Origin of the sequence: Pseudoflavonifractor sp. 524-17, from assembly GCF_009935845.1 — a bacterium.
In the GTDB taxonomy this organism is placed as follows: Bacteria; Bacillota; Clostridia; order Oscillospirales; family Oscillospiraceae; genus Pseudoflavonifractor_A.
On record NZ_QWEK01000015.1, the window covers coordinates 90,519 to 113,538 of the forward strand.

Consider the following 23,020-nt stretch of genomic DNA (forward strand, 5'->3'; position numbering starts at 1 on the left):
GCCCACGCCCTCAGCGCTTGAGCAGATACATGCCGCCCACGCCCACGACTACCCCCAGAAGACCGCCCATCAGCACCTGAAACGGGGTATGCCCCAGCAGCTCCTTCAGCTCTTTGCCGAAAAACTCCGGGCGCATTTCCTTCCAGTGGTCCATGATATAGTTGAGTATCTTCGCCTGCTCTCCCGCCGCCCGTCGGACATTGGAGGCGTCATACATCACCACAATGGCCACTACCGCCGCAATGGCAAAGCTCACAGAGCCAAATCCCTGCATCATCCCAACCGCGCCGGCGCAGGCGCTGACAAAGGCGGAGTGGGAGCTGGGCATCCCGCCGCTGGACAAAATGTGCCGCCAATCCCAGCGGTGCTTGGTAATGAGCACCAGCATCACCTTTAAAATCTGAGCCAGAGCCCAGGCCAAGATGGACAGATTCAAAATAATATTGCCTGTGAGTACGTCTGTTACGTTCATAGCCGCCTCCCGCCCGTCAGTTTTTCCGCGCCTCCAGGGCGTCGGCCAGCCAACATAAAAATCCCGGGTCCTCAAAGCCGCTCAGGGCTTCCTTCGCGCCGCGGGTGAGCTCTGCCACCCGCTCCCGGCAGTCGTCCAGGCCCTTGAGGGTGACGAAAGTGGTCTTTTCGTTCTCCGCGTCAGAACCGATGGGTTTTCCCAGCACCGTCTCCTCTCCCTCCACGTCCAGCATGTCATCCCTGATCTGGAAGGCTAGGCCTAGGCACTGGGCGTACTGGCGCACCGCGGCCCGCTCCTCCGCGCCGCCGCCGGCCAGGATGCAGCCCATCTCCGCCGCCGCGCAGATCAGCGCCCCGGTCTTCAGCGCCTGGAGCTCCTCTACCTCGGCAAGGGAGAGGGCGTACCCTTCCCCCGCGATATCCAGCGCCTGACCGCCCGCCATTCCAGCCGCCCCAGCGGCCTTGGCCAGGCAGGACGCCGCAGACAGTGCCTGCGCTGGGGATACTCCCTCCACCGGCTCCAGCACCGTCTCAAAGGCCGCTGTCAGCAGGGCGTCTCCCGCCAGCACCGCCGTGGCCTCGCCAAAGACCTTATGGTTTGTGGGCCGGCCCCGGCGGAGATCATCGTCATCCATACAGGGCAGATCGTCGTGAATCAGAGAGTAGGTGTGGAGCATCTCCACCCCGCAGGCGAAGGGCAGGGCCCGCAGAACATCACCCCCGCACATGCGGCAGCTCTCCAGCAGCAGGATAGGCCGCAGGCGCTTCCCACCGGCCACCAGGCTGTACCTCATGGCGTCGTACAGATCCGCCCGGGAGGCGCGGCCGTCAAAGCAGTGCCGGAGCCAGTCCTCCACCGCCTGCCGGTCTTCTTCCATCCGTTCCTCAAAAGTCATACCGTCTGCTCCTTCTCCATGGGCGTCTCCACCGGTTTTCCGTCGGGACCGGCGGTCAGCTTGCACACCTTCTGCTCCGCCTTGTCCAGCAGGGCAGTACATTTTTTCATCAAAGCCGCCCCCTCTTCAAACAGCGCCATAGACTCCTCCAGAGAGGTCTCCCCCTGCTCCATCTGCCGGACGACCTCTTCCAGCCGGCTGGCGGCCTGTTCAAAGCTCATCTTCTTTTCTGCCATTACTGCGCTCCTTCTGCGTTATGAGACGCCTGACTGCCAGACTCCGCCCGGCAGGATATGGCGCCGTCTGTCAGCCGGAGCCGGATCTCCTCCCCCGGCAACACGTCTGTCTTGGATTTTATCACACCCCGGCGGGTGCTGGCAATGGCGTAGCCCCGGCCCAGCACCTTCAAGGGGCTCATCGCGTCCAGCCCGGCGGCGAGGCGGGCCAGCCGCTCCCGCTGGGCGCTCAGCCCGCCAGCCAGTCCTCTTTGCAGCTTCTCCCCCTGAAGGGCCAGCCACATCCGCCGATCCTCAATGGGCGCCATGGGGATTTGCAGCACCCGCCGCTCCCCCAGCGCGGTCAGCCGGCCCCTGGCCCGCTCCAGCCGCTGAAGCATACTGTGCTCCATGCGCCGCTCCAGCTGGAAGAGCGCGGCACAGACCTCCTCCTGATGAGGAACGGCCAGCTCCGCCCCGTTGGACGGAGTGGAGGCCCGGAGATCCGCCACATAGTCGGCGATGGTCACATCCGGCTCGTGGCCCACGGCAGAGATCACCGGAATTTGGGAGGCGTAGATGCTCCGGGCCACTTCCTCGTCGTTAAAGGCCCACAGATCCTCCATAGAGCCGCCCCCCCGGCCGGTGATGATAAGGTCGGCCAGGGCATACCGGTTCACCCAATCCAGGGCGGCGCACAGCTCCCCCGGCGCCTCCACGCCCTGGACCCGCACCGGCACCACCGAAATCTGGGCCATGGGCCACCGGGCCCCTAAAATGCGGATCATATCCCACACCGCCGCTCCGGCAGAGGAGGTAATCAACGCAATCCGCTGGGGGAACTTGGGAATTGGTTTTTTGTGGGCGGGGTCAAACAGTCCCTCCCGGTACAGCTTGTCCCGGCACTGCTCAAAAGCCAAGTGGAGCTCTCCCATCCCGTCTGGGGTCAGGTTGGAGCAGTAGAGCTGATACTGCCCGTCCCGAGGGAACACTGTGATCCGGCCAAAGGCAATCACACGCATCCCGTTCTGGGGGCGGAAGCGGATCTTCCCCGCCTCCCGGCGGAAAAGGACACACCGCAGGCTTCCCTCCTCGTCCTTCAGGGAGAAATAGTGGTGCCCAGAGGGATACGCCTTATAGTTGGAGATCTCCCCCCGGATCAATACGTTGGCGAGAATCCTGTCCCCATCCAGAAGGCTTTTGATATACTGGTTCACCTGGGTGACGGAATAGACGGAATGCTCGTTCATCTCTGTCCCCCTCCGTCCGCCAGGCGGCTGGCCAGAATGGCCACGCCCATAGCGTTGTCCGACGCGTATTGGGGCTGCGCAAACACCGCCTGGCAGGACTGAGTCAGTACCTGCCGCAGGCGGCGGTTGGAGGCTACTCCGCCGGAACAGAGCACCGGCAGACCGGGATATTCCCGCTGGGCCGCAGCCGTGGCCCGGCGCACCACGTCGGATATGGTATTGAGCACAAAGGCGGCGACGTCTGCCCCCTCCCGCCCCTTGGCCGCCATGGCGGCGCTTTTGTTCTCCATGCCAGACAGAGAAAAGGTAAACCGATCCGTCAGCTTCACCGGAAAGCACTCCTCGCTCCTACTACAGCCCGCCAGCTCATCCACCGCCTTTCCCGCAGGAAAGCTCAGGCCGAGGGCCGCACCGGTGCGGTCAATCAGCTGCCCGGCAGAGATATCACTGGTTCCGCCGATTTTGCGCGCGGCGACATTAACGCCCTCCGGCTCCACATAGAGCAGCTCGGTGGTGCCGCCGGACAGGTGCCAGGCCAGAAAGGGCCGGTCCAGCAGGTCCATCCGCTCCCCAGACCAAGCCGCAGCGGCGATATGCCCTTGCTGGTGACTGACGGAGAAAAAGGGGACGCCCAGGGTGTCCGCCACACTGCGCCCCTGGCTCTCCCCCACCAGAAAACAGGGCATGTAGGAGCCCTCTACAGCCCTGGGCCGGGTGCTGGCCGCCACCGCCCGGATCTCACCCAGCTCTCCCGCTTCCCGCAGCTTGGCAAAGAGCTCCGGCAGGCGCTTTACATGCTGAAAGAGGGCCTCGCTCTGGCGCAGGCCCAGGGCCCCCGCCGGTACGTCTAGAAGCCGGCCCGCATTCCTCCCCCGGCTCCCGTCAAACACGGCCACCGAAGTGTTATAGTTGCTGGTATCCAGACCTAGGCACACCCCGGCGCTCATGGTTCCTCCTGCTCCGGCGCAGCCGCTTCCGGCTGGCCTACCGGGTCGGGGGGGCACTCGCTGCGCACAAAGGAACCCAGAATGCCATTGACGAAGGACACCACCTCCGGCGCCTCATACCGCTTCGTCAGCTCTACCGCCTCATTGATGGCCGCAGCGTTGGGAATATCCTGCATATACAGGATCTCATACATGGCCACCCGCATAATGGACACCGCTACCTTAGGAATGCGGCTGAACTTCCAGCCGATGGCGTAACGGGAGATGTACTCATCCAGCTCCGGACAGTGGGCGTAGACCCCCCGGACCAATGTACAGATATATGTGCGCTGCTTTTCGTTGGGAAATTCGGCGTAAAGTGGCTCTTCTTCTCCAATCAGCTCAAAGATAGGCCGGGTGAGCATGTGCTCCAGCAGCTCCTCCGCTGTCTCATTGGCGAAGCCCAGCTCAAAGGAAAAATGGACCGCGATCTCCCGGGCATTGGTACGTGTCATTTTCGTTCCTCCCATCCGGACCGGGGGACCCGGTCGTTCTCTTTCTCTCGGGGGCCGGACCATGCCCGGAGCTGCTCCCCTTTTCTTTCCATTCCACAGATATCACTCATTATACACAGGAATATACAAAAAGAAAACCCCCAGTTTTCTTTCCATTTTTTCAAAATAAGGGGCGCTGGCTAAAACTCCGTCGATTTCACCAAAAGAGATTGAATTGGCTGAATCACTGTGGTAAAATTCAAAAAACAATCTACAAAAAGGTTTGCGGGAGAGGGGGGGCTCTCTAATATGGATGCAGAGCATTTAAGGGCCATCTGGCAGCAGGAGGAGGACACGGCGCACATTCACGGCTGGGATTTTTCCCATATTTACGGCCGGTACGAGGAGGAGGCCGACCTGCCGTGGTGCTATAAGGAGGTGGTCCGGCAGTACCGACGCAGCGTCCAGGAGCTCCTGGACTACGACACCGGCGGCGGAGAATTTTTGCTGTCCCTGGGCCACCCCTATGATAAGACCTCCGCCACAGAGGGATATCCCCCCAACGTCAAATTGTGCCAGAAGACTCTTTTGCCTCTGGGTATCCGGTTCAGAGCGTGCAGCGATCCCAGCCATATTCCCTTTGAAGACCAGTCCTTCGACCTGATTTTAAACCGGCACGGCAGCTTTGACCCGGCGGAGATCTTCCGGCTGCTTCGCCCCAACGGCATCTTTCTCACAGAGCAGGTGGGCGGGGAGAACGACAGAGACCTAGTGGAACTGGTACTGCCTGGAACAGACAAGCCATTTCCCTACCTGAATCTCAAACAGCAACGCAGGGCGTTTGAAGAGACAGGATTCCAAATTCTCCAGGCGGAGGAGGCATACCGCCCAATCCTGTTCTATGATGTAGGGGCCTTCGTCTGGTTTGCCCGCATTATCGAGTGGGAGTTTCCCGGCTTTTCCGTGGACTACTGTTTCCAGCGGCTGCTGCACCTGCAGGAGCTTGTGGAGCGCGAGGGCAAGATCCAGGGTACTATTCACCGGTATCTGATTGCGGCGAAAAAATAAGCGCCACCGCGGGACGGCAAAAGATCCCGCTGAACCGCATGATACAGGTTCTTAAACGGACAGCTGGCCATTTTGGCCGGCTGTCCGCTTCTAGGCGCTTGTGGGGCAATTCATCTGCCGCGGTTTTCTACTTCAGACACTCCAGCTCTCCCGCCTGGATGGCCGCAATATTTTGTCTGATCTTTTCCGTCGGCCAATCCCACCACTTCAGCGCCAGCAGCACGGAGATAACCTCCTGGGAAAAGCGCCGGCGGATCGTCCGCGCCGGAACGCCGCCCACAATTGTGTACGGCGGCATGTCTTTGGCGACCACCGCCCGGGCACCGATGACAGCCCCGTCGCCAATGGAAACACCCGCCAGAACGACTGCCTCATAGCCGATCCAGACATCGTTTCCTATGACAATGTCTCCCTTGTTGTCCCAGGCCGATGCCATATCTCCCGCATCCAGGCCCCATTCCTCAAAAAAATGGGAAACGGGTAGGTGGAAAGCGATCCAAGGGCGTGGTTAGCGCTGTTAAACAGAAACTTCGCCCCGCAGGCAATGGAGCAAAACTTCCCAATGATCAGTCTGTCGCCGTTGACAGCATAGTGGTAGAGTATATTGTTGCGTTCAAACTGCCGGGGGTCATGGACGAAGTCGTGATACACCGTGAACTCCCCGACCACAATGCTGGGATCTGTTACCACATATTTCAGATAGACCGTCTCCCGATCTCCGGTACGGGGGTATTCTTTTTTGGCCGGTACAGCCATTCTAATCTCCTCCTAATTCTTTTGATTGGGCGGCTATACCGGCAATTACAATGCAGCGCCTCACCCGCTCTCCTCCCTTCCAATACACCGCAAAAAGAGCATGGGAGAAGTACGCTTCTCTCCCATGCTCCTGGCTTTTATTCCGGCCTACTTGGCCTCCCGCTCGAAGACAACGCCGCCCACGTGGACATTAACGCACTCCACGCTCAGGCCGCTGGTGTTGCCGATCGCGCTGAGGACTGCCTTCTGTACGGCGTTGGCCACCTCGGGAATGGTGTAGCCGTATTTGATGAAGATGGACACCTCTACACTGACGCTGCCCTCGTTCACCGCGATGCGCACACCCTTGGACAAGCTCTTCTTGCCCAGCAGCTCCGCCAGATCGGTACCCAGATTGGGGGACAGGCTGCCCACCCCCTCCACCTCCAATGTGGCGGCGGCGGCGATGACGGCCAGAACCTCCTCTGATATATGGATATTCCCCAGTTCATCCGGGCGGGAAACATATTCTCTCGCATCGGCCATTGCAGGTCACGCTCCTTATTCTGTATCAAGATGGATCCCCTGTTTCACATTGTACCACAGAACTGGAAAAATACCAACAAATTTTTTGTCCACCGCCGGAGTATGTTCCGAACGCGCCTACGGCTCCGCCTCGATGATCTTGATCTGACTGGCGGACAAGCCGGTCTCGCCGGTGACAATCTCTGTAATACGGGCGATATCTGCGTCGGACAGGCCCTCCCCACTGGCGGCCACCACCACGCTGGCACTGTTTTCACTGATGAAGGCCACACAGTCGGTATATCCCTTGGCCGTAACCAGATTCTCAATCTGTGCCTCCGACACGGTAGTGCTGGCCATCGTCTCAATAGCGGCAGTCATCTGCTCTTTCATCGCCGCGTCCGCTGTCTCGCTGCCGGCGGAGTCCTGGAGCATGGTCAGGGCGCTGTCCCGGGCCTGCTGCCGGTTGAGCCGGGCAGAGGCAAAATAGCCCGTTCCGGTATTTGGCTCACTGGCGCTGGGCGCCCCGCTGGCCTGAGGCTGCGCCGTGCTGTTGGGGGTCTCCCCAGTTTGCTCTTTGGCTCCGGAGGTGTCCTTGTCCTGTGTCTTGCCCCCCAGCAGGAGGGGATCGTCCGTCTTCCCCCCCACCAGCGCCGCCTGGCCCAGAACCTTGCCGGTCCCCGCCGTCTCCTGGCCATAGGACCAGTTGAGATACACCGCCGCGCACACAAAGAGGACGATTGCCGCCACCACCGCATTTCGTTTCCAGAGTTTCATTGCCATTTCCTCACTTTCCTTTACAGATTGAAATCTTGTCAGAACCCAGCCCCGTCAGCGCCGACACCGCCTCCACCAAAGACAGGCGCACGGCAGGGTCGTCTCCCCCTGAGCATACCACCAGCGCCCCCCGGAATTGGGGCGAAATCTGCTGGACCGGTATGGTCTCCTCCTGACCGGACCCCCGGGAGACCACCACCAGCGTCTCCTCCTGCCTGTATGTATCCTCTCCCTCCTCCTGACTGGTATCTCTGGCCCAGATCTGCCGGGGGCCGGCCTGTAGGGTGAGCACAACCTGCACCCTTCCCGCCCCCTCTATCTGGGAAAGGACCTCCTCCAGCCGGTCCTCCATGGCGGACACCTCCGCTGTCCTGTCCTGGCTGGGCGCGGCACTCTGCGCCGGCATCCTCCCCTCCCCGGAGGGCAGCAGCAGAAGGATAACTCCCGCCGCAATGACCAGCAGGACATAGCGGTATTTCCCCAGCAGACCTTGCAGCCTCTCCCCCAGCTTGGTCAAGTCCATTCCTTTCATTGCGTCTCCTCCACCTTGTAGGTCTGACGCGCCGCCGGAATGGCAAAATCGGCTTCGATCCGGCGCTCCAGCGCCGCCCGCTGGGCAGCGTCCACGTTGCCGTAAATGGTTACCGCCCACGGGATGGGATAGCCGTCCTCTCCCGCCTGCGTCTCCACCACAACCCGGCATTGGATGCCCAAGCCCTCCGCCTTGTCCGATATATATGCGTCAGAGCGTTCCTCTATGAGTTCTTTCAGCAGGGCGGCGTCCACCGCCTCCAGCTCAGCCAGCTCCGGCTGGGACAGCTGATACTGTGTCAGCGCCCTGGACAGGGCCGTCCCGTCCAGCCGCAGCAGGGGCGAGAGCACCGCCAGCAGCAGCACCAGCCCACCGGTAAGCCGACCCAGCCGATGCACCGTCCCCGGCGGCATCACCGCATCTGCCGCAGCCACCAGCAGGGCCGCCGCTGTGACGCCCATAAGCCAGTCCTTCAAAAAGTCCAGCATCCCTGTCACCCCCCTACCGCCATGGTGACGGCGGACACCAGCGACACTAGCAGCAGCAACGCCCCCGCCCCCGTCATCCCTAATACCAGTCCAAACGCGCCGCCAATACGGTCGATGAGCTTGGACAGCACCCCGTCTGACACCGTAGCGGCCAGCGCGGCGGTAAGCTTATAGGCCAGGTAGTGGATCCCCAGCTGCAAAAAGGGAAGCAAGCAGATGGCCAGCACCCCCAGCATTCCAAACACCCCCACCGCGTTGCGCAGGATGCCTGCCCCGGCCAGGATAGTCTCCGCCGCGTCGGAGAGAATCCCCCCCACCACAGGCACCGCGCCGGAGATGGTCATCTTGGCCGTCTTCAGTGTCAGGGCGTCTGTACTTCCCGCAATCACCCCGCTGACGGTCAAATAACCCACAAATACAAGCAAAATCACGGTCAGCACCGAAGTAATGGTCCATTTCAGCACATCGCTCACCCGTTTTAAGCCCTCGTTCCCCAAAGCGGCGTGGGCGGTACAGGCCGCCATATAGCAGTACACCAGAGGAATCAGTATCTGGTCGATTACTGTCAGCAGCACATCGGAGAAGAGCATGGTGGCCATCTGCCGTGCAGCGGCGCCCCCCGGCGTACCGCAGGCCGCTGAGGCGGCGGCCATGGTGGGCAGCAGCACTTTGGAAAAGGCGCTCATCTCGCTCAGCGCCGCCCGGCCCAGCCCCACCATAGCGTGGACATCGGCGGCGGCCACTGACATCACCGCCAAGGCTCCCGCCACTGCCGCCGCATCCGGCCCCACCGCCTTTCCCAGGCTTTTGGACAGTTCCTCCGCCAAGCCGCACAGCAGCACCACCGCCAGCAGCAGAATGCCGCTGCGTACCGCCTTTCGCACCACTCCGGGGACCTGCTCGCTGCCGGTGTCCAAAATCTGCCCCAGCCCCTGGTCCAGATCCAAATTCAGACCGATGTCCAGGCCGGACAGCTCGTCCCGGGCGGCATCCTTCAGGCCGTCCAGATCCAACGCCTCTGCCTGGGCGGCCTGAATGTCCGGCTCCGACGCCGTGGCGGAGCCCCACAGCGAGAGGAGCAGCAACAGCAGCAAAATCAGCGCCGCCCCCTTCAAAACAGGCTGTTGAGGGTGGACAGCACCGCCTGGAGCAGCGGTACGGATACGCACAGGGCCAGCGCCGCGCCGGCGGTCTCCACAAAGGCGGCGATCCCGCCCTCCCCCGCGTCCCGGCACAGCTCCGCGGTGATGCGGGTGATGATGGAAATGCCCACGGTTTTCAGCACCGGGGCCAGCACCGCCGGTGAGATTTGAGCCATATCCGCCAGGGTGTCCAGAAAAGACCGTACCTGCTCCACGCTCCGCAGCGCCCCGCCCAGAATCAGGGCGCCGGCAGCCAGCGCCAGCACCAGGCCCAGCTCCCGGGCCTGTTTTTTCACCACCACAGCACACAGCGCCGCCGTAATGCCCAGGGCCGCCACCTTTAAAATATCTATCATCCCTCATCACAGCCCGAACAGGTTCTTGACCAGATTGAACAGGTCGCTGATCTCCTGTACCACCAGCATCAACACCACCACCAGCCCAGCCAGAGTGACCATCGTCGCCTGCTCATCCCGGCCCGAGCGGGTCAGAACCTGATTGAGCACCGACACCAAAATACCAATGGCTGCAATCTTGAAAATCAAATCCACATCCATTATATTATACATCCTTCCCACGCTCATAGGCCCCGCCGGACCGCCTCACAGCCGCACCCGGCGGCGGGGATCCGGTCAAAGCAGCAAAATGGCAAAAAAGCTCCCGGCGGTGAGGCCCAAGGCGCCGTAGAGCCTGCCCCGGCTGTCCCGGTCCGCCTCAGCGGCGGCCAGATTGTGCTCCAGCCGCACCCGGGCCAGGGCAACCGCCTCCTGCTGGCCACCGCCGTCGTACCGGCCCAGCACCCGGCCCAGCCGGGAGAGGATCTCTCGGTCCTCCGCCGCCAGCCCCATGGGCTGTTCCTCTATGGCCTCGTCCCACAGCTCTCCCAGGCTCCGCTCTCCCAGACGGTCCAGCCGGGCCAGGCAGCCAGCGAAAAAGGCCCCGGCCGGCGCAGGCGCCCGGCGGGACAGCTCGTCCAGCAGCTCTGGGATGGGAGTCAGCCGGAAGGAGAGCTCCCGCTCGGCCAGCTCCAGCGCGGCTATCACGGCCCCCAGGCCGGATACCCGCTGGGCCAGCCCCCGTGCCGCAGAAAATCCCATCGCTGCGGTTCCTCCAATGATCAGCGCCGCGCCCAGCAGTTTTCGCATCCCTATCCCCCATTCCCGGTTTACGTCTCCAGTGTCAGTACGGCGCAGCTGCGCCGGTCCCCATCCCGGCTGAGACGAATGACCTGGTGAAACACCCCCAACTCCAGTAAATTCCGGTAAAGGGGACGCCGGCGCAGATCATCCAGATCCAGCCCGTGGGCAGTGGCCAGCAGAGATACGCCGCAGTTGGCGGCACACTCCAGCGCCCGTACATCCTCCGGCGCGGTGATCTCGTCTGCGGCCAGCACCTGGGGATTCATCCCCCTCAGCAGCATCATCAGTCCCATAGCCTTGGGACAGCCCTCCAGCACGTCGGTGCGGGGCCCCACATCCAGTTGGGGACACCCTTCCCACAGGGCGGCCACCTCACTGCGCTCATCCGCCACCCCCACCCGCAGGGCGGGGCCCCCCTCCCCACTGGAGAGGCTCCGGATCAGATCCCGCAGCAGCGTCGTCTTGCCGCACCCCGGCGGAGAGAGAATCAAGGTGCTCCAGACGCCCTCCTCCCGCCGGACCTGTCCCAAAACGGGCCGCGCCGCCCCCGGTACCTGCCGGGCCACTCGGACGGCAATGGAGGACAGCCGGCGCAGATTGTGAATTCCTCCATCCCGCATCACCGCCGTGCCGCACAGGCCGACGCGGTGCCCCCCCTGGACCGTGACGAAGCCGCTCTGCACCCGGTCCAGGGCGGTGTGGGCGGAGGCCCGGGTGGCCACCTCCAGAACCAACGACAGATCCTGGGGGGTCAGCGCCGCCCCGCATCCGGCCACCGGCCGCTCCCCTGCCGGGGTGACCACCGTCATACGCTGACCCGCCCGGAGGCGGATTTCCTCCACCACGGCCTGCGTCTCTTCCGGCAGGTGTTCCAAGTGCTCCCGAAGCCGGCCAGGCAGCAGCGCCGCCGCCTGCCGCAGGCGCTCTGCCCCCATTTGATTTTGTGCTGACATCCTGCTATGCCCCCTGTCTTTTGCATACTGCCGCCCCAGCCTGCGCGGCGCCCAAAACACCGGAGCCCGGGCCGGGAATCATTACTGGCACATCCTATGACAGCCCGTCCCACTTTATGCCGGTCTTGTCCTATTTTTTAAAAATCTGCCAGGATGGAAAATTTTTCTCGTCTCGGGCTGGCAAAGAGAAAATTTTGTGGTATGATAATATACTGTATTTGAGGAGAACCTAAGAACTACATGGACTACATTCAGGAGCGGGAATCCTTGCCGGCTTTTCCCGCCCTGCTACGAAAGGAAGGATGGCCTATGGCCGAACTGACACGAACCGAACTGTTTCCCGGCGTCCATCTGACGGCGGTCCATACCGGAAAATTCAAGTCCTGCGTGCTGGGAGTCAATTTTCTTACCCCCCTGGACCGAGAGACCGCCTCCGTCAACGCACTGATCCCCTCCGTCCTCCGGCGGGGCAGCCGGAACTATCCCACCATGCAGGCCATCTCCGCCGCCCTGGACGAGCTGTACGGAGGCTCCATTGAACCCATGGTCCGGACCAGGGGCGAGGTACAGTGTGTGGGCTTTCTGGGCAGCTTTTTGGACGACGCCTATACCCTGGATGGCTCCACCCTGCTGGGGCGGGCCGCCGGGCTGATGGGGGAGCTCTTCCTCCAGCCCGTCATAGAGGACGGGTGCTTCTCTCAGGAGTACACCAAGGGGGAGCGCGACAATCTGGCAGACCGCATCCGGGCCCAGATCAACGACAAGCGCTCCTATGCCCTCACCCGGCTGAAGCAGGAGATGTGCAAAGACGAGCCCTTCGGCGTGGACCGTCTGGGAGACGAGGCCCACGCCGCCGCGATTACGCCCCAATCTCTCTGGGCGCAGTACCAGCATCTGCTCCATACCGCCCCGGTGGAGATCTACTACTGCGGCTCCGCCCAGCCCGGGCGGGTGGTTCAGGCCCTGAAAAACGCCTTTTCCGCTCTCCCCTGCTGTGAAGAGCGCCCCCCCCTCCCCCGGCCGGCGTCAAAGAGCGCCCCCGAGCAGGAGAAGAACGTAGAAGAGCGGATGGATGTAACCCAAGGCAAGCTCTCTCTGGGTTTCCGGGCTGGAGCCGACGTGTGGAGCAAGCAGTACCCCGCCCTTATGCTGGCCAACGCCGTCTATGGCGGCACCACCACCTCAAAGCTCTTCCTCAATGTACGGGAAAAGCTGTCTCTGTGCTACTACGCCAGCTCCATGCTGGAAAAGCACAAGGGGGTTATGATGGTCTCTTCCGGCGTGGAGTTTGAGCAGTTCCAGGCTGCCAGAGCCGAGATCCTGGCCCAGCTGGAGGCCTGCAAGGCCGGACAGTTTGAGAATTGGGAGCTGGAGGGGGCCCGCCGCTCTGTGGTGAGCACCCTGCGCAGTGCCATGGACGCCCAGGGCCGGCTGGAGGACTTCTGGCTGGGTCAGGCCGTGGCCGGCATCGCCGAGGGGCCGGACGCCCTGGCGGAGCGGGTGGAACAGGTCACCCTGGAAGAGGTTGCCGCCGCCTTCCAAACTTTGGCCCTGGATACCGTCTATTTCCTCACCGGTAAGGAGGTCTGATGCACATGGACAAGAAAACCTATTCCCGGGTGGGCGAGGCGCTCTGGCACACCCGGCTGGACAACGGACTGCACATCTACGTGGACGTAAAACCCGATTTTCAGAAGAGCTATGCCTTTTTCGCCACCAATTACGGTGGGATGGACACCCGCTTCCAGCTAGGGGGACAGTGGCAGGACACGCCCGCCGGCGTGGCCCACTTCCTGGAGCACAAGATGTTTGACACTCAGGACGGCAACGCCCTCCAGGATCTGGCCGCCAACGGGGCCAGCCCCAACGCTTTCACCAGTTCCGCCATTACAGGCTACTATTTTGAGAGCACGGAGAAATTTGAGGAGAATCTGAAAATCCTTCTCTCCTTCGTCTCCATACCCTGGTTCACCCAGGAGAGCGTGGACAAGGAGCAGGGGATCATCGGCCAGGAAATTCAGATGATTGAAGACGACCCCATGTGGCAGGCCTTTATGAACCTGCTGGCTGGGCTCTATGCGTCCAACCCCATCCGGATCTCCGTTGCGGGGAGCCGGGAGTCCATCTCCCACATCACCGCCGACACCCTCTACGCCTGCCATAAGGCTTTCTACCACCCGGCCAACATGGTCTTATGTGTGGCGGGGAACGTGAACCCCCAGCGGGTGGCAGAGCTGGCCCGGGAGATCCTTCCAGCCCAAGGTGGGGAAGAGATTGTGCGGGACTACGGCGCCCCGGAGCCCGAGCACGCCGCCCAGCCCCTGCGGGAGCTGAACATGGAGGTCTCCGCCCCCATTTTCCAGCTGGGCTTCAAGGCGGATCCCGCCCCCATGGGACAGGAGCGCCTGCGCCAGCAGCTTATTGGCGAGCTGGTGGGCGAGGTACTGGCGGGCGCATCCAGTCCCCTCTATGCTGATCTCTACGACAGGGGTCTCATCAACAAAAATTTCGGCGTAGGCTATGAGGCCTATCCCGGCTGCGCCTTTTTGGCCGCCGGCGGGGAGAGCCGGGATCCGGAGGCCGTCCGGGACGCCGTTCTGGCCGAGGCAGAACGCCTTGGACGCAGCGGCATTGACGCCTCCCTCTTCGCCCGGCTGAAAAAGGCAGCTTACGGCAGCCGTGTCCGCGCCCTGAACTCTTTTGAGCACATCTGTGTCCAGCAGGCCCAGGCCCACTTTGACGGAGCAGACTATCTGGACTTCCCCGCCGTCTTCGATACCATCTCCCAGCAGGATGTGGAGGGCGCCCTGCGCCGCTGGTGTACTTCCGAACGGGCCTGTTTGGCTGTCGTCCGGCCCAAGGGGGCGCTATGATCCGTACTGTCACCTTCCCCGGCCTGGGGCTCTCCTTCCAGCTCAATTCCATCGCTTTCTCCCTGTTTGGGTGGCCCATCCACTGGTATGGCATCATCATCGCCACGGGCTTTCTGCTGGCAGTGGCCTACTGCACCCGTATATCCAGCCGGTTCGGCATCAAAGAGGATGACATTATCGACATGCTCTTCTTTGCCGTGCCCCTGTCCATTCTTGGGGCCCGGCTGTACTACGTAATCTTTTACCTGGATCTGTACCGCACCCCGGAGGGGGGGCTGGATTTCGCCGCGATGGTGCGCATCTGGGACGGCGGGCTGGCGATTTATGGCGCGGTCATCGCCTCCGGCCTGACTTTGCTGGTCTTCTGCAAGGTCCGCAAGCTCCCCTTCCTGGCCTTCGCCGACGCGGGGGTGTATGGACTGCTCATCGGACAGCTGGTGGGCCGGTGGGGCAATTTTGTCAATGTGGAGGCCTACGGCGGGGAGACCACGCTCCCCTGGCGGATGGGGATCACCGAATACCTGGACGGTGTGGCCGTGGTCAAGGAGGTCCACCCCACCTTTCTCTACGAATCCCTGTGGAATTTAGCCGGCCTGCTGCTGCTCATCTTCGTGGGAAAGAGGCTGCGCAAATTTGACGGACAGATCTTCTTCGGCTATCTGGCGTGGTACGGCATCGGCCGGGGCATGATTGAGGGTCTGCGCACCGACAGCCTCTATTTCTTCCGCACCGGCCTGCGGGTATCCCAGGTGTTGGGCTTTGCCTCCGGTCTGGCCGGCATCGCGCTGCTGATCTACTTTTTCAAGTTTCGCCCCCATCCACCGGAGCAGCTGTGGGTCAACCGGGCTCCCGCCAAGGCGGACAAGCCCCCGTCCGGATCGGAGGAGCGCCATGACGCCTGACCGGCCCGGACTGGCCCTTCTCTTGGAGGACAGCCCTCACAACCGGGCCGCCTGCGCCCTGTTGGAGGGGGACTGCCAGGCACGGGGGATCTACTGCGAGATCTACACCCTCTCCGCCGCCCTGGCGGAGGGGGCGGACGGGCTCCTCGCCGCCCTCACCCCCCGGGAGGCGCTCCACGCAATCCTCTGCACCCTCCCCCACAGCCACCCGATCCCGCCGGAAAAGGACATGGGGGCTCACCCCATTGACACGCCGGAGGGCCGGACCGCTCTGCTGGAAGCAGTCTGCGCCGCAGCCCGGTGGGAAAATTAAAAAACCGCGGCCTCTTTTCGTTGAAAATGACGAAAAGAGGCCGCAGTTTATCCAAAAATTATATGACGGCTGCCGGAAATACTCTTGACAAATGGTGTAAAACCGTGTATCATCTTTATTTGTAAAGCGGCTGAGCTTTACAGAGTGAAACCCCTTTACAAAATTTCCACGGGAGGCGGCGGGATGAAGAGTCAGGCATACCGCATGGCTATGCTCTTTGATTTCTATGGCGACATGCTCACCGACCGCCAGCGGGAATTTTACGACCTCTACTATAACGAGGACCTGTCCCTGGCGGAAATCGCGGAAAACTACGGCATCACCCGGCAGGGCGTCCGGGATGTCATCGTCCGGGCGGAGGGCATTCTCACCGAGCTGGAGGATAAAACCGGCATTATCAAGCGGTTTTACCGGATGCAGGATCAATTTGCCGCCATCCAGAGCGCGGTGGACGCCATCCGCCGGATCAACGAGGACCGCCGCTACTATGACAACGGCATCGAGGCCGGCTGCAACGACATTCAGCATGCCCTCGACCGGCTGAAGCAGGAGTGACCCATGGCTTTTGAAGGACTAACCGAAAAACTCTCCGCCGCGTTCAAAAAGCTGCGGGGCAAGGGCCGTCTCACCGAGGCCGACGTAAAGGAGGCCATGAAGGAGATCCGCATGGCCCTGCTGGAGGCCGACGTCAACTTCAAGATCGTCAAGCAGTTTGTGGCCGGCGTTACCGAGCGGGCCATTGGCTCCGACGTACTGGAAAGTCTGACCCCGGCCCAGATGATCATCAAAATCGTCAATGAGGAGCTCATCGCGCTTATGGGCGGCGAGAGCACCAAGCTCACCATCTCCCCCAAGCCCCCCACCGTGGTGATGCTGGTGGGCCTCAACGGCGCAGGCAAGACCACAAACGGCGCCAAGCTGGCCGGCTTTATGAAGAAGCACAACGGCAAGCGGCCCCTGTTGGTGGCCTGTGATACGTTCCGCCCCGCCGCCATTACCCAGCTGGAGGTGGTGGGCAGCCAGGTGGATGTCCCCGTCTTCCAGATGGGCCTGGGGGATCCTGTTGAGATCGCCAAAGCCGGCATTGAACACGCCCGCAGGCACGGCAACGACATGGTCTTTGTGGACACCGCCGGGCGGCTCCATGTAGATGAGGAGCTGATGGATCAGCTTAAGGAGATGAAGGCCGCCATTCAGCCGGACGAAATTCTCCTTATTGTGGACGCTATGATCGGCCAGGACGCGGTCAACGCCGCTAAAGCCTTTGACGAGGCACTGGACATCACCGGCGTGATGCTTACCAAGCTGGACGGCGACGCCAGGGGCGGCGCGGCCCTGTCCATCAAGGCGGTCACGGGAAAACCCATCAAATTTGCCGGCGTGGGGGAAAAGCTGGACCAGATCGAGGTCTTCCACCCCGACCGGATGGCCTCCCGCATTCTGGGCATGGGGGACATGCTCTCCCTCATCGAGAAAGCCCAGCAGAGCTTTGATATGCAGAAGGCCGCGGAGCTGGAGCAGAAGCTGCGCAAAAATAAATTCACCCTCAGCGACTTCTATGAACAGCTGTGTCAGGTGAGGCAGATGGGTTCCCTGACCGACTTGGCCGGGATGCTCCCAGGCATGAATCCCAAGGCACTGGAGGGCGCCAGCGTAGACGAGAAGGCCCTGTCCCGTACCGAGGCCATCATTTTGTCCATGACCCCCCAGGAGCGGGAGAACCCCTCCCTGCTGAACAACAGCCGGAAAAAGCGCATTGCTGCCGGCTCCGGCACTCAGGTGGTGGATATCAACCGCCTGCTCAAGCAGTTCGACCTAATGCAGCAGATGACCAAACACTTTACCGGCGGCAAGATGAAGCGCAAGGCCGGCATGTTTGGCCGCATGAAGGGGATGAAGTTCCCTTTCTGACCCTTTGTTGGTACACGCTCCGGTTCTCCGGCGCGCTGACCATAGAGAGATGAACAATTATTATGGAGGTGAATCTGCCATGGTTAAAATCCGTCTGCGTCGTATGGGCGCCAAAAAGGCTCCCTTCTACCGCATTGTGGTTGCCGACTCCCGCTATCCCCGGGACGGCCGTTTTATCGAGGAGATCGGCACTTACAATCCCCTGACCACTCCCGCCGAGATCAAGGTGGACGCTGACCGCGCCCAGGCCTGGATCAAAACCGGCGCCCAGCCCACTGAAACTGTAAAGGCCCTGCTGAAAAAAGCCGGCGCTCTTTAATGGAGGTCCTTGACCGCATGAAGGAACTGCTCACTTACATCGCCCGGAATCTGGTGGACTGCCCCGACGCGGTGGAGGTCACCGAGCATCCCAGCAATGGCGAGACCGTCCTAGAGCTCCGGGTGGCTCCTGAGGATATGGGTAAGGTAATCGGCCGCCAGGGCCGCATCGCCAAGGAAATCCGTACCTTGATGCGCTCTGTGGCGCAGCGGCAGGGTACGCGGGTTTCTGTGGAAATCGTGGACTGACGAAAAAAGGGTGCGCCGTACTATGACGGCGCACCCTTTTGCGCTGGGATTGAGGATTATTGCTCCGCGCCCAGATAGGCGTTGAACACATAGGCGTTATTCCTCCATGCGCCCGTCGCCATCTGGCCGGATGGGCAGATAAGGTGGTGCCCTGGTAGGAGATGGGGCACACCCAGTTGCCGTTGGCGCTCAGGAGGGGCTGGATCTCATTGTCGTACTTGATGCTGGCCGTTGGGCCCAGGGTAGCGGTGGTAATCGCGCCGGGCCCCAATGGAGCTGCACAGAAGCCCCACCGCCAGCAGTGCAGGGAACGAAAATCGCTTTTTTCTTATTGGAAAAAACCTCCTCCTCTGTTTTAGACGATTCTATTTTACAATACCCCCGACTGTCAAGTATTTCTAATTTTTAATTTTGCAGACGGCGCTTTCGAAGCACAGAAAGAGGGCGCACCATCCTAGGACGGCGCGCCCCGCTTTCTCTCCCCGTTGATCCCGGCGTTACTTCAAAACCGTGTCAAAGATATAGCACATGCTATACTCCTTACCGTCGCGGACAAAGGAAAGCTGCGTGGTGTTCAGCAGGTTGACGGTAATGGTCTGCGGCACCTGACCGCCCACCAGGTTATACTCGCCAAGCACATGGTCGTTGTCTCCCTTGAGCGTAAGCGTCGTGTCCACATCTGCGTACACCCGGAAGGTCAGGCTGGTGTATTTGCCGCCCAGGTTGAAGGACGTGGTGCGCTGACGGTCTGTCCACCCATGATACTTAAAACCAATCCAGTGGCTGATCTCTACGCCGCCAGCATTCGCGCTCATCTTGTCGCTGTTCTGGACAAACTGATCGTTGCCATCGGTATTATATTTTGTATAGGGCTTAAATGCCTCGATCAGGTCCACACCCTCCTCCGGGTCGCCCAGCAGGACAGAGCGGGTGGCCTGGTCCCAGCTCACCCCCAGGTCCAGCAGATTGCTGATGGCCCGGATGGGGAGATAGGTGGTCCCCTGGTAGGAGATGGGGTACACCCGGTTGCCGTTGGCGTCCAGCAGGTTCTGTACCTCATTGTTGTACTTGACGCTGACGGTGGGATCCAGGGTGGCGGTGATGGTCTGGACGGTGGTGGCCGCGCCGGCCCCGATGGTGATGCCGCACAGGAGCACCACAGCCAGGATGAGTACCGAGAATCTCTTTTGTCTCATTGGAAAAACCTCCTCTTCTATCTTTAGACAATTCTATTTTACAATACCCCTTCCCCAGCTGTCAAGCATTTCTAAATTTCGCGCAAAACATTTTGATTAGGAAGTGAGCCAATGAAAAACCAATTTTTAGAGGCCGGGCAGATTGCCAACACCCATGGCATCCAGGGCGAAGTAAAGATCGTCCCCTGGTGCGACAGCCCGGAGTTTCTGTGCAGCTTTGCTGCCCTCTATATTGACCAAAAGCCAGTCAAAATCCGCAGCGCCCGGGTCCATAAGGGCAATGTGCTGGCCTTTCTGGAAGGAGTAGAGGACGTAAACGCCGCCATGCGCCTCAAGGGCAAGACTGTGTGGATCGACCGTACCGGAGTGGAGCTTCCCGACGGGCGGCATTTTATCGCCGATCTCATCGGTTTGACGGTGATAGACGACGCCACCGGGGAGAGCTTGGGAACCCTGGACGATGTGCTTACCTCCCCCGCCCACGAGGTATATGTGGTCCACGGAGGCGGCAAGGAGTATCTCATCCCTGCCGTAGACGCCTTTCTTCGAGGTACCAATGTAGAGGAGGGCTGGATCCGGGTCCACCTTATTGAAGGGATGGACGGCTGATATGTATCACATTGACATCCTCACGCTTTTCGACGAAACTGTCGGCGATATGATGAACGAATCCATCCTTGGCCGGGCCCAGGAGCGGGATATTCTCCGCATTGAGGCCCACCAGATCCGGGACTACACCTTGGACAAGCAGAAACAGGTGGACCACTATCCCTATGGCGGGGGCCGGGGGGCGGTGATGCAGGCCGATCCCCTCTGCCGCTGCTGGGAGCACGCCAAGTCTTTGGGCAGCGGGCCGGTGCGCACCATCTACCTCTCCCCCTGCGGCAAGACCTTTACCGAGGCGGACGCCCGGCGGCTGCGGGATGACTATAACCACCTGATTCTGGTCTGCGGCCACTACGAAGGCATTGACCAGCGCTTTATTGACGAGTGCGTGGACGAGGAGATCAGTTTGGGGGATTTTGTCCTCACCGGCGGCGAAATTCCCGCCATGGCGGTGGCTGACGCGGTGGCCCGGCTGGTGCCAGGCGTTCTGTCCTCTCCCGAGTGCTTTGAGGAGGAGAGTCATTGGAGCGGTATGCTGGAGTACCCCCAGTACTCCCGGCCCGAGGAGTGGCACGGCCGCAGGGTCCCCCCCATTCTTCTCTCCGGCCACCACGCCAATATCGCCAAGTGGCGGCGCAAGCAGTCCATCCGCCGCACCCGGGACCGGCGGCCGGATCTCTATGCCAAACTGGATCTCTCTTCCAAAGAAGACCAGAAGCTTTTGCGGGAAATCGCGCAGGAGGACGGCGCGCTGTAAGAAGCTGTACGATTCTTCGAAATATACAAATTCGCAAGACGAAATTACCGGAGGCAAAAAACTCTCAAGTATTTCAAGACTTTTTAAGGCGGCCAACGGTGGTTTTGAACGCAAAGATTTATGTTCAGGCGATTGGTACAGCTTCGCAGTCTGTTCTACTGAACAAAATCCTGCCGGCTGACCCATATTTCTCTTTACTTTTTAGAAAAACTCTGGTACAATCATCAGTAAGCAAGATCTAATTTTTAATATCATGTAAAGAAATGGCCAGTATTACTCCCGCGCCGGCCAGCCGAATACCTTCTTATGGAGGGTTTTTTATGCCTTTTAAAATCATTGTGGACAGCTGCTGCGACCTGACTCCCGCCATGCTCCAGGATCCCTGCTTTGCCAAAGTTCCTCTGACCATTCAATCTGACGGCCTGACATTTATAGACGATGAACAGTTTGACCAAGCCAGTCTGCTCTGGCACATGAAGCAGAGTGAGGATGCTCCTCAGACTGCCTGCCCCTCCCTGTCCGCCTATCTGGACGCCTTTGACTGCGGCGCGGAGGAGATCTATGTGGTCACTCTCTCCGCCCTTCTGTCCGGGTCCCACAACAGCGCCGCCCAGGCCCGGCTTCTCTATCTGGAGGAGCATCCCAAAACCCGCATCCACATTTTTAATTCCTGCTCCGCCTCTTCTGGTCAGGTGTTGGCCGCCCTGAAAATCCGGGAGCTGGCCCGGCAGGGCCTGGACTTTACCGAGGTGGTCAGCGGCGTCTCCCAGTTTATTCAGAAAATGGAGACCCTCTTTGTGCTGGAGACCTTGGACAACTTGCGGAAAAACGGTCGCCTCACCCGGCTGCAGGCCATTGTCACCGGCACTCTGAAAATCAAACTCCTGATGGGCGCCACACCGGAGGGCGAGATCTGCAAGCGGGGCCAGGCCTTGTCCATGAAGCAGGCGCTGAGTAAAATGGTGGAGTTTATGGCAAACGATCTGGCTCATATCGGCCGTATCCTCTGTATTACCCACTGCAACTGCCTGGAACGGGCCTTCTTCCTCAAGGAGCTGGCCCTCAAACGCTGTAACTTCCAGGATATCCTCATCTGCGAGACCGGGGGCATTTCTACCGTCTACGCCAATGACGGCGGCATTGTGGCCGCATATTAAGTTCTGTTTGAAAATCCGCAAAAAGACTGCATATACAAAAAGCGCCTGAGCTTGGCTGATCAGCCAGACTCAGGCGTTTTTGACCCTGTACACAGGATATCACCGCTCTATCACAATGGTTAGCATGATTAAATCCTCTGCCCCTGTGTTAATAATACTGTAAAGCAAGTTCAGCGGCTGGCCTTGCAGGCGGCGCACACCCCCCGAAATAATACCTCATGCCGGTCAATCTGGTGTTCACTGCGCTTCAGCGCCTCTTGATCCAGGGATTCAGAATAGGGGACTGCAATATCGTACACCCTGCCGCACCGGTCGCAGCAGAAATGGCTGTGAGGCGCGGTATTCCCGTCATAGCGCTCCACTGGGAAGGCCATGCGGGTAATTACCCCCTCGTCTGCCAGCAAATTCAAATTTCGGTACACGGTCCCCAGGCTCAGGCTGGGATTATCCGGCTTGAGCCAGGAGTAGAGCATTTCCGCCGTAGGGTGCTCTTCTGTGTGCATGAGCGCTTCATAAATGAGTTCGCGCTGTCTGGAGTAGCGTTTGCCGTTCACGTCACACGGTTCCTCTCTTAAAATCAGTAATTATTACTTTTATTAAGGATATCAGTTTTCCTGTTTTTTTGCAACCCTTATTCAAAAATTTTCTCAGGGTTATTTTCTTCCGCCAGGCCATACTAATGATGTTTTCCCATAAAACTGATTTTTAAGGAGGCTTTGAAATGAAACGTATGCTTGCTGTCTCTTCCCTGGCCATCGCCATAGCCCTGTCCGCCACGGCCTGCTCCACTGGAAGCGCCCCCCAGGTGGCGCCCTCCCCCACCGCGATGCCCAGCGTCTCCGCCGCACCTACCCATTCCCCGGCGGGAGACGCTGTAGATCAGGTGGGCCAGGCGGCCCGAGACATGGCGGACAGCGCCGGCAACGCCGCAAAGCGGGTAACGGACGGCGTTAGCGACGTGGCCCGTGGTGCGGCCAACGGCGTGAAGGATGCCGCCCGCGATGTAAAAAATGGGGTAAAAAACGCCATATCGTAACAAAAAAACGCCCTAGCTTGTCGAAAAGCGGCCTGCCAGGAAAAAGTTCTGGCAGGCCGCAAAGCATAAAGATACATAAGGGCAGCAAACA

The 23,020-nt window shown here is 60.5% G+C and carries 30 protein-coding genes and 1 pseudogene; 13 read left to right on the forward strand and 18 right to left on the reverse strand.

The genetic code is table 11. The features are described from left to right. Positions 1-10: 10 nt before the first annotated feature. From D1159_RS06715 to nusB, 6 genes are read right to left on the reverse strand one after another with little or no spacing between them, the layout of a single operon-like run. On the reverse strand, positions 11-472 hold the full coding sequence (locus D1159_RS06715; protein WP_161844906.1) for a divergent PAP2 family protein: 462 nt from the start codon (positions 470-472) through the stop codon (positions 11-13). A gap of 16 nt (positions 473-488) precedes the next feature. Next, positions 489-1,367, reverse strand: a complete 879-nt coding sequence (locus D1159_RS06720; RefSeq protein ID WP_161844907.1) for a polyprenyl synthetase family protein — start codon at positions 1,365-1,367, stop codon at positions 489-491. Beyond that, a complete protein-coding gene (locus tag D1159_RS06725; protein ID WP_161844908.1) occupies positions 1,364-1,603 on the reverse strand; it encodes an exodeoxyribonuclease VII small subunit in 240 nt (79 codons plus the stop codon). The genes D1159_RS06720 and D1159_RS06725 overlap by 4 nt, the downstream gene beginning before the upstream one ends. Next, the gene (gene xseA, locus D1159_RS06730) at positions 1,603-2,832 is read right to left on the reverse strand and encodes an exodeoxyribonuclease VII large subunit (RefSeq protein WP_161844909.1); all 1,230 of its coding nucleotides are present in this window, start codon (positions 2,830-2,832) and stop codon (positions 1,603-1,605) included. Before xseA ends, D1159_RS06725 begins: the two co-directional genes overlap by 1 nt. Beyond that, a complete protein-coding gene (locus tag D1159_RS06735) occupies positions 2,829-3,779 on the reverse strand; it encodes a DNA-binding protein (RefSeq protein WP_161844910.1) in 951 nt (316 codons plus the stop codon). Before D1159_RS06735 ends, xseA begins: the two co-directional genes overlap by 4 nt. After that, the gene (nusB, locus tag D1159_RS06740; protein WP_161844911.1) at positions 3,776-4,273 is read right to left on the reverse strand and encodes a transcription antitermination factor NusB; all 498 of its coding nucleotides are present in this window, start codon (positions 4,271-4,273) and stop codon (positions 3,776-3,778) included. Before nusB ends, D1159_RS06735 begins: the two co-directional genes overlap by 4 nt. Before the next feature lie 288 nt (positions 4,274-4,561). Between nusB and D1159_RS06745 the strand changes: the two genes are divergently transcribed. Next, entirely contained in the window at positions 4,562-5,320 is a 759-nt protein-coding gene (locus D1159_RS06745) for a class I SAM-dependent methyltransferase (RefSeq protein ID WP_161844912.1), read from the forward strand. A 127-nt stretch (positions 5,321-5,447) separates the two neighbouring features. On the opposite strand, the pseudogene D1159_RS06750 reads toward D1159_RS06745, so the two are convergent. The 10 genes and pseudogenes from D1159_RS06750 to D1159_RS06795 all read right to left on the reverse strand — a co-directional run bounded on the left by D1159_RS06750 (position 5,448) and on the right by D1159_RS06795 (position 11,611). Further along, positions 5,448-6,076: pseudogene (locus tag D1159_RS06750) on the reverse strand (CatB-related O-acetyltransferase). Between the two features lie 147 nt (positions 6,077-6,223). Further along, positions 6,224-6,601, reverse strand: a complete 378-nt coding sequence (locus tag D1159_RS06755; protein ID WP_161844913.1) for an Asp23/Gls24 family envelope stress response protein — start codon at positions 6,599-6,601, stop codon at positions 6,224-6,226. A gap of 117 nt (positions 6,602-6,718) precedes the next feature. Next, entirely contained in the window at positions 6,719-7,363 is a 645-nt protein-coding gene (locus D1159_RS06760; RefSeq protein WP_243152151.1) for a SpoIIIAH-like family protein, read from the reverse strand. 4 nt (positions 7,364-7,367) lie between these two features. Next, complete coding sequence (locus D1159_RS06765; protein WP_161844914.1) at positions 7,368-7,889, reverse strand: stage III sporulation protein AG; 522 nt, start codon at positions 7,887-7,889, stop codon at positions 7,368-7,370. Then, positions 7,886-8,377 carry a stage III sporulation protein AF gene (locus tag D1159_RS06770; RefSeq protein WP_161844915.1) on the reverse strand — a complete coding sequence of 164 codons (492 nt, stop codon included), beginning with the start codon at positions 8,375-8,377 and terminating at the stop codon, positions 7,886-7,888. Before D1159_RS06770 ends, D1159_RS06765 begins: the two co-directional genes overlap by 4 nt. Positions 8,378-8,382: 5 nt before the next feature. Further along, positions 8,383-9,471 carry a stage III sporulation protein AE gene (locus tag D1159_RS06775; RefSeq protein ID WP_243152152.1) on the reverse strand — a complete coding sequence of 363 codons (1,089 nt, stop codon included), beginning with the start codon at positions 9,469-9,471 and terminating at the stop codon, positions 8,383-8,385. Between the two features lie 17 nt (positions 9,472-9,488). Further along, positions 9,489-9,875 carry a SpoIIIAC/SpoIIIAD family protein gene (locus D1159_RS06780; protein WP_161844916.1) on the reverse strand — a complete coding sequence of 129 codons (387 nt, stop codon included), beginning with the start codon at positions 9,873-9,875 and terminating at the stop codon, positions 9,489-9,491. 6 nt (positions 9,876-9,881) lie between these two features. After that, positions 9,882-10,076 carry a stage III sporulation protein AC gene (gene spoIIIAC, locus D1159_RS06785; protein WP_161844941.1) on the reverse strand — a complete coding sequence of 65 codons (195 nt, stop codon included), beginning with the start codon at positions 10,074-10,076 and terminating at the stop codon, positions 9,882-9,884. Between the two features lie 75 nt (positions 10,077-10,151). After that, the gene (locus D1159_RS06790; protein WP_161844917.1) at positions 10,152-10,664 is read right to left on the reverse strand and encodes a stage III sporulation protein AB; all 513 of its coding nucleotides are present in this window, start codon (positions 10,662-10,664) and stop codon (positions 10,152-10,154) included. A 20-nt stretch (positions 10,665-10,684) separates the two neighbouring features. Further along, the gene (locus tag D1159_RS06795) at positions 10,685-11,611 is read right to left on the reverse strand and encodes a stage III sporulation protein AB (RefSeq protein WP_243152153.1); all 927 of its coding nucleotides are present in this window, start codon (positions 11,609-11,611) and stop codon (positions 10,685-10,687) included. 309 nt (positions 11,612-11,920) lie between these two features. Here D1159_RS06795 and D1159_RS06800 point away from each other — a divergent pair, with 309 nt between their 5' ends. The 8 genes from D1159_RS06800 to D1159_RS06835 all read left to right on the forward strand — a co-directional run bounded on the left by D1159_RS06800 (position 11,921) and on the right by D1159_RS06835 (position 18,177). Next, complete coding sequence (locus D1159_RS06800) at positions 11,921-13,201, forward strand: insulinase family protein (RefSeq protein WP_161844918.1); 1,281 nt, start codon at positions 11,921-11,923, stop codon at positions 13,199-13,201. A 5-nt stretch (positions 13,202-13,206) separates the two neighbouring features. Beyond that, positions 13,207-14,484: a pitrilysin family protein gene (locus D1159_RS06805; protein ID WP_161844919.1), complete on the forward strand. Its 1,278-nt coding sequence runs from the start codon at positions 13,207-13,209 to the stop codon at positions 14,482-14,484. Further along, positions 14,481-15,386, forward strand: coding sequence for a prolipoprotein diacylglyceryl transferase (lgt, locus tag D1159_RS06810; RefSeq protein ID WP_161844920.1), 906 nt, complete (start codon positions 14,481-14,483; stop codon positions 15,384-15,386). The genes D1159_RS06805 and lgt overlap by 4 nt, the downstream gene beginning before the upstream one ends. Further along, positions 15,376-15,699 carry a hypothetical protein gene (locus tag D1159_RS06815; protein WP_161844921.1) on the forward strand — a complete coding sequence of 108 codons (324 nt, stop codon included), beginning with the start codon at positions 15,376-15,378 and terminating at the stop codon, positions 15,697-15,699. The genes lgt and D1159_RS06815 overlap by 11 nt, the downstream gene beginning before the upstream one ends. Before the next feature lie 183 nt (positions 15,700-15,882). Further along, positions 15,883-16,254 (forward strand): YlxM family DNA-binding protein, encoded by a 372-nt coding sequence (gene ylxM, locus D1159_RS06820; RefSeq protein ID WP_161844922.1) that lies wholly within the window; start codon positions 15,883-15,885, stop codon positions 16,252-16,254. Between the two features lie 3 nt (positions 16,255-16,257). Beyond that, positions 16,258-17,610: a signal recognition particle protein gene (gene ffh / locus D1159_RS06825; protein ID WP_161844923.1), complete on the forward strand. Its 1,353-nt coding sequence runs from the start codon at positions 16,258-16,260 to the stop codon at positions 17,608-17,610. 79 nt (positions 17,611-17,689) lie between these two features. After that, positions 17,690-17,929 carry a 30S ribosomal protein S16 gene (gene rpsP / locus D1159_RS06830; RefSeq protein WP_161844924.1) on the forward strand — a complete coding sequence of 80 codons (240 nt, stop codon included), beginning with the start codon at positions 17,690-17,692 and terminating at the stop codon, positions 17,927-17,929. Positions 17,930-17,946: 17 nt separating this feature from the next. Beyond that, positions 17,947-18,177, forward strand: coding sequence for a KH domain-containing protein (locus D1159_RS06835; protein WP_161844925.1), 231 nt, complete (start codon positions 17,947-17,949; stop codon positions 18,175-18,177). A gap of 497 nt (positions 18,178-18,674) precedes the next feature. Here the strand turns inward: D1159_RS06835 and D1159_RS06840 are convergent, their stop codons facing one another. Then, positions 18,675-19,373: a stalk domain-containing protein gene (locus tag D1159_RS06840; protein WP_161844926.1), complete on the reverse strand. Its 699-nt coding sequence runs from the start codon at positions 19,371-19,373 to the stop codon at positions 18,675-18,677. A gap of 111 nt (positions 19,374-19,484) precedes the next feature. Between D1159_RS06840 and rimM the strand changes: the two genes are divergently transcribed. The 3 genes from rimM to D1159_RS06855 all read left to right on the forward strand — a co-directional run bounded on the left by rimM (position 19,485) and on the right by D1159_RS06855 (position 21,893). Beyond that, the gene (rimM, locus tag D1159_RS06845; RefSeq protein ID WP_161844927.1) at positions 19,485-19,982 is read left to right on the forward strand and encodes a ribosome maturation factor RimM; all 498 of its coding nucleotides are present in this window, start codon (positions 19,485-19,487) and stop codon (positions 19,980-19,982) included. A gap of 1 nt (position 19,983) precedes the next feature. Further along, positions 19,984-20,736 carry a tRNA (guanosine(37)-N1)-methyltransferase TrmD gene (gene trmD / locus D1159_RS06850; protein ID WP_161844928.1) on the forward strand — a complete coding sequence of 251 codons (753 nt, stop codon included), beginning with the start codon at positions 19,984-19,986 and terminating at the stop codon, positions 20,734-20,736. 320 nt (positions 20,737-21,056) lie between these two features. Next, positions 21,057-21,893 (forward strand): DegV family protein, encoded by an 837-nt coding sequence (locus D1159_RS06855; RefSeq protein ID WP_161844929.1) that lies wholly within the window; start codon positions 21,057-21,059, stop codon positions 21,891-21,893. Between the two features lie 170 nt (positions 21,894-22,063). On the opposite strand, the gene D1159_RS06860 is transcribed toward D1159_RS06855, so the two are convergent. Next, on the reverse strand, positions 22,064-22,447 hold the full coding sequence (locus D1159_RS06860; RefSeq protein ID WP_161844930.1) for a transcriptional repressor: 384 nt from the start codon (positions 22,445-22,447) through the stop codon (positions 22,064-22,066). A gap of 167 nt (positions 22,448-22,614) precedes the next feature. Here D1159_RS06860 and D1159_RS06865 point away from each other — a divergent pair, with 167 nt between their 5' ends. Continuing rightward, positions 22,615-22,929 carry a hypothetical protein gene (locus tag D1159_RS06865; RefSeq protein ID WP_161844931.1) on the forward strand — a complete coding sequence of 105 codons (315 nt, stop codon included), beginning with the start codon at positions 22,615-22,617 and terminating at the stop codon, positions 22,927-22,929. Positions 22,930-23,020 lie beyond the last annotated feature (91 nt).

What these genes read in the sequence shown, in the direction of transcription:
- D1159_RS06770 (WP_161844915.1), bottom strand. Translation starts at nt 8,377, where the DNA reads ATGCTGGACTTTTTGAAGGACTGGCTTATGGGCGTCACAGCGGCGGCC.
- D1159_RS06790 (WP_161844917.1), bottom strand. Translation starts at nt 10,664, where the DNA reads ATGCGAAAACTGCTGGGCGCGGCGCTGATCATTGGAGGAACCGCAGCG.
- xseA (WP_161844909.1), bottom strand. Translation starts at nt 2,832, where the DNA reads ATGAACGAGCATTCCGTCTATTCCGTCACCCAGGTGAACCAGTATATC.
- rpsP (WP_161844924.1), top strand. Translation starts at nt 17,690, where the DNA reads ATGGTTAAAATCCGTCTGCGTCGTATGGGCGCCAAAAAGGCTCCCTTC.
- D1159_RS06720 (WP_161844907.1), bottom strand. Translation starts at nt 1,367, where the DNA reads ATGACTTTTGAGGAACGGATGGAAGAAGACCGGCAGGCGGTGGAGGAC.
- D1159_RS06855 (WP_161844929.1), top strand. Translation starts at nt 21,057, where the DNA reads ATGCCTTTTAAAATCATTGTGGACAGCTGCTGCGACCTGACTCCCGCC.
- rimM (WP_161844927.1), top strand. Translation starts at nt 19,485, where the DNA reads ATGAAAAACCAATTTTTAGAGGCCGGGCAGATTGCCAACACCCATGGC.
- D1159_RS06780 (WP_161844916.1), bottom strand. Translation starts at nt 9,875, where the DNA reads ATGATAGATATTTTAAAGGTGGCGGCCCTGGGCATTACGGCGGCGCTG.
- nusB (WP_161844911.1), bottom strand. Translation starts at nt 4,273, where the DNA reads ATGACACGTACCAATGCCCGGGAGATCGCGGTCCATTTTTCCTTTGAG.
- D1159_RS06760 (WP_243152151.1), bottom strand. Translation starts at nt 7,363, where the DNA reads ATGGCAATGAAACTCTGGAAACGAAATGCGGTGGTGGCGGCAATCGTC.
- D1159_RS06805 (WP_161844919.1), top strand. Translation starts at nt 13,207, where the DNA reads ATGGACAAGAAAACCTATTCCCGGGTGGGCGAGGCGCTCTGGCACACC.
- ffh (WP_161844923.1), top strand. Translation starts at nt 16,258, where the DNA reads ATGGCTTTTGAAGGACTAACCGAAAAACTCTCCGCCGCGTTCAAAAAG.
- D1159_RS06795 (WP_243152153.1), bottom strand. Translation starts at nt 11,611, where the DNA reads ATGTCAGCACAAAATCAAATGGGGGCAGAGCGCCTGCGGCAGGCGGCG.
- lgt (WP_161844920.1), top strand. Translation starts at nt 14,481, where the DNA reads ATGATCCGTACTGTCACCTTCCCCGGCCTGGGGCTCTCCTTCCAGCTC.
- D1159_RS06765 (WP_161844914.1), bottom strand. Translation starts at nt 7,889, where the DNA reads ATGAAAGGAATGGACTTGACCAAGCTGGGGGAGAGGCTGCAAGGTCTG.
- D1159_RS06735 (WP_161844910.1), bottom strand. Translation starts at nt 3,779, where the DNA reads ATGAGCGCCGGGGTGTGCCTAGGTCTGGATACCAGCAACTATAACACT.
- D1159_RS06755 (WP_161844913.1), bottom strand. Translation starts at nt 6,601, where the DNA reads ATGGCCGATGCGAGAGAATATGTTTCCCGCCCGGATGAACTGGGGAAT.
- spoIIIAC (WP_161844941.1), bottom strand. Translation starts at nt 10,076, where the DNA reads ATGGATGTGGATTTGATTTTCAAGATTGCAGCCATTGGTATTTTGGTG.
- D1159_RS06745 (WP_161844912.1), top strand. Translation starts at nt 4,562, where the DNA reads ATGGATGCAGAGCATTTAAGGGCCATCTGGCAGCAGGAGGAGGACACG.
- D1159_RS06835 (WP_161844925.1), top strand. Translation starts at nt 17,947, where the DNA reads ATGAAGGAACTGCTCACTTACATCGCCCGGAATCTGGTGGACTGCCCC.
- ylxM (WP_161844922.1), top strand. Translation starts at nt 15,883, where the DNA reads ATGAAGAGTCAGGCATACCGCATGGCTATGCTCTTTGATTTCTATGGC.
- trmD (WP_161844928.1), top strand. Translation starts at nt 19,984, where the DNA reads ATGTATCACATTGACATCCTCACGCTTTTCGACGAAACTGTCGGCGAT.
- D1159_RS06715 (WP_161844906.1), bottom strand. Translation starts at nt 472, where the DNA reads ATGAACGTAACAGACGTACTCACAGGCAATATTATTTTGAATCTGTCC.
- D1159_RS06725 (WP_161844908.1), bottom strand. Translation starts at nt 1,603, where the DNA reads ATGGCAGAAAAGAAGATGAGCTTTGAACAGGCCGCCAGCCGGCTGGAA.
- D1159_RS06865 (WP_161844931.1), top strand. Translation starts at nt 22,615, where the DNA reads ATGAAACGTATGCTTGCTGTCTCTTCCCTGGCCATCGCCATAGCCCTG.
- D1159_RS06840 (WP_161844926.1), bottom strand. Translation starts at nt 19,373, where the DNA reads ATGAGACAAAAGAGATTCTCGGTACTCATCCTGGCTGTGGTGCTCCTG.
- D1159_RS06815 (WP_161844921.1), top strand. Translation starts at nt 15,376, where the DNA reads ATGACGCCTGACCGGCCCGGACTGGCCCTTCTCTTGGAGGACAGCCCT.
- D1159_RS06800 (WP_161844918.1), top strand. Translation starts at nt 11,921, where the DNA reads ATGGCCGAACTGACACGAACCGAACTGTTTCCCGGCGTCCATCTGACG.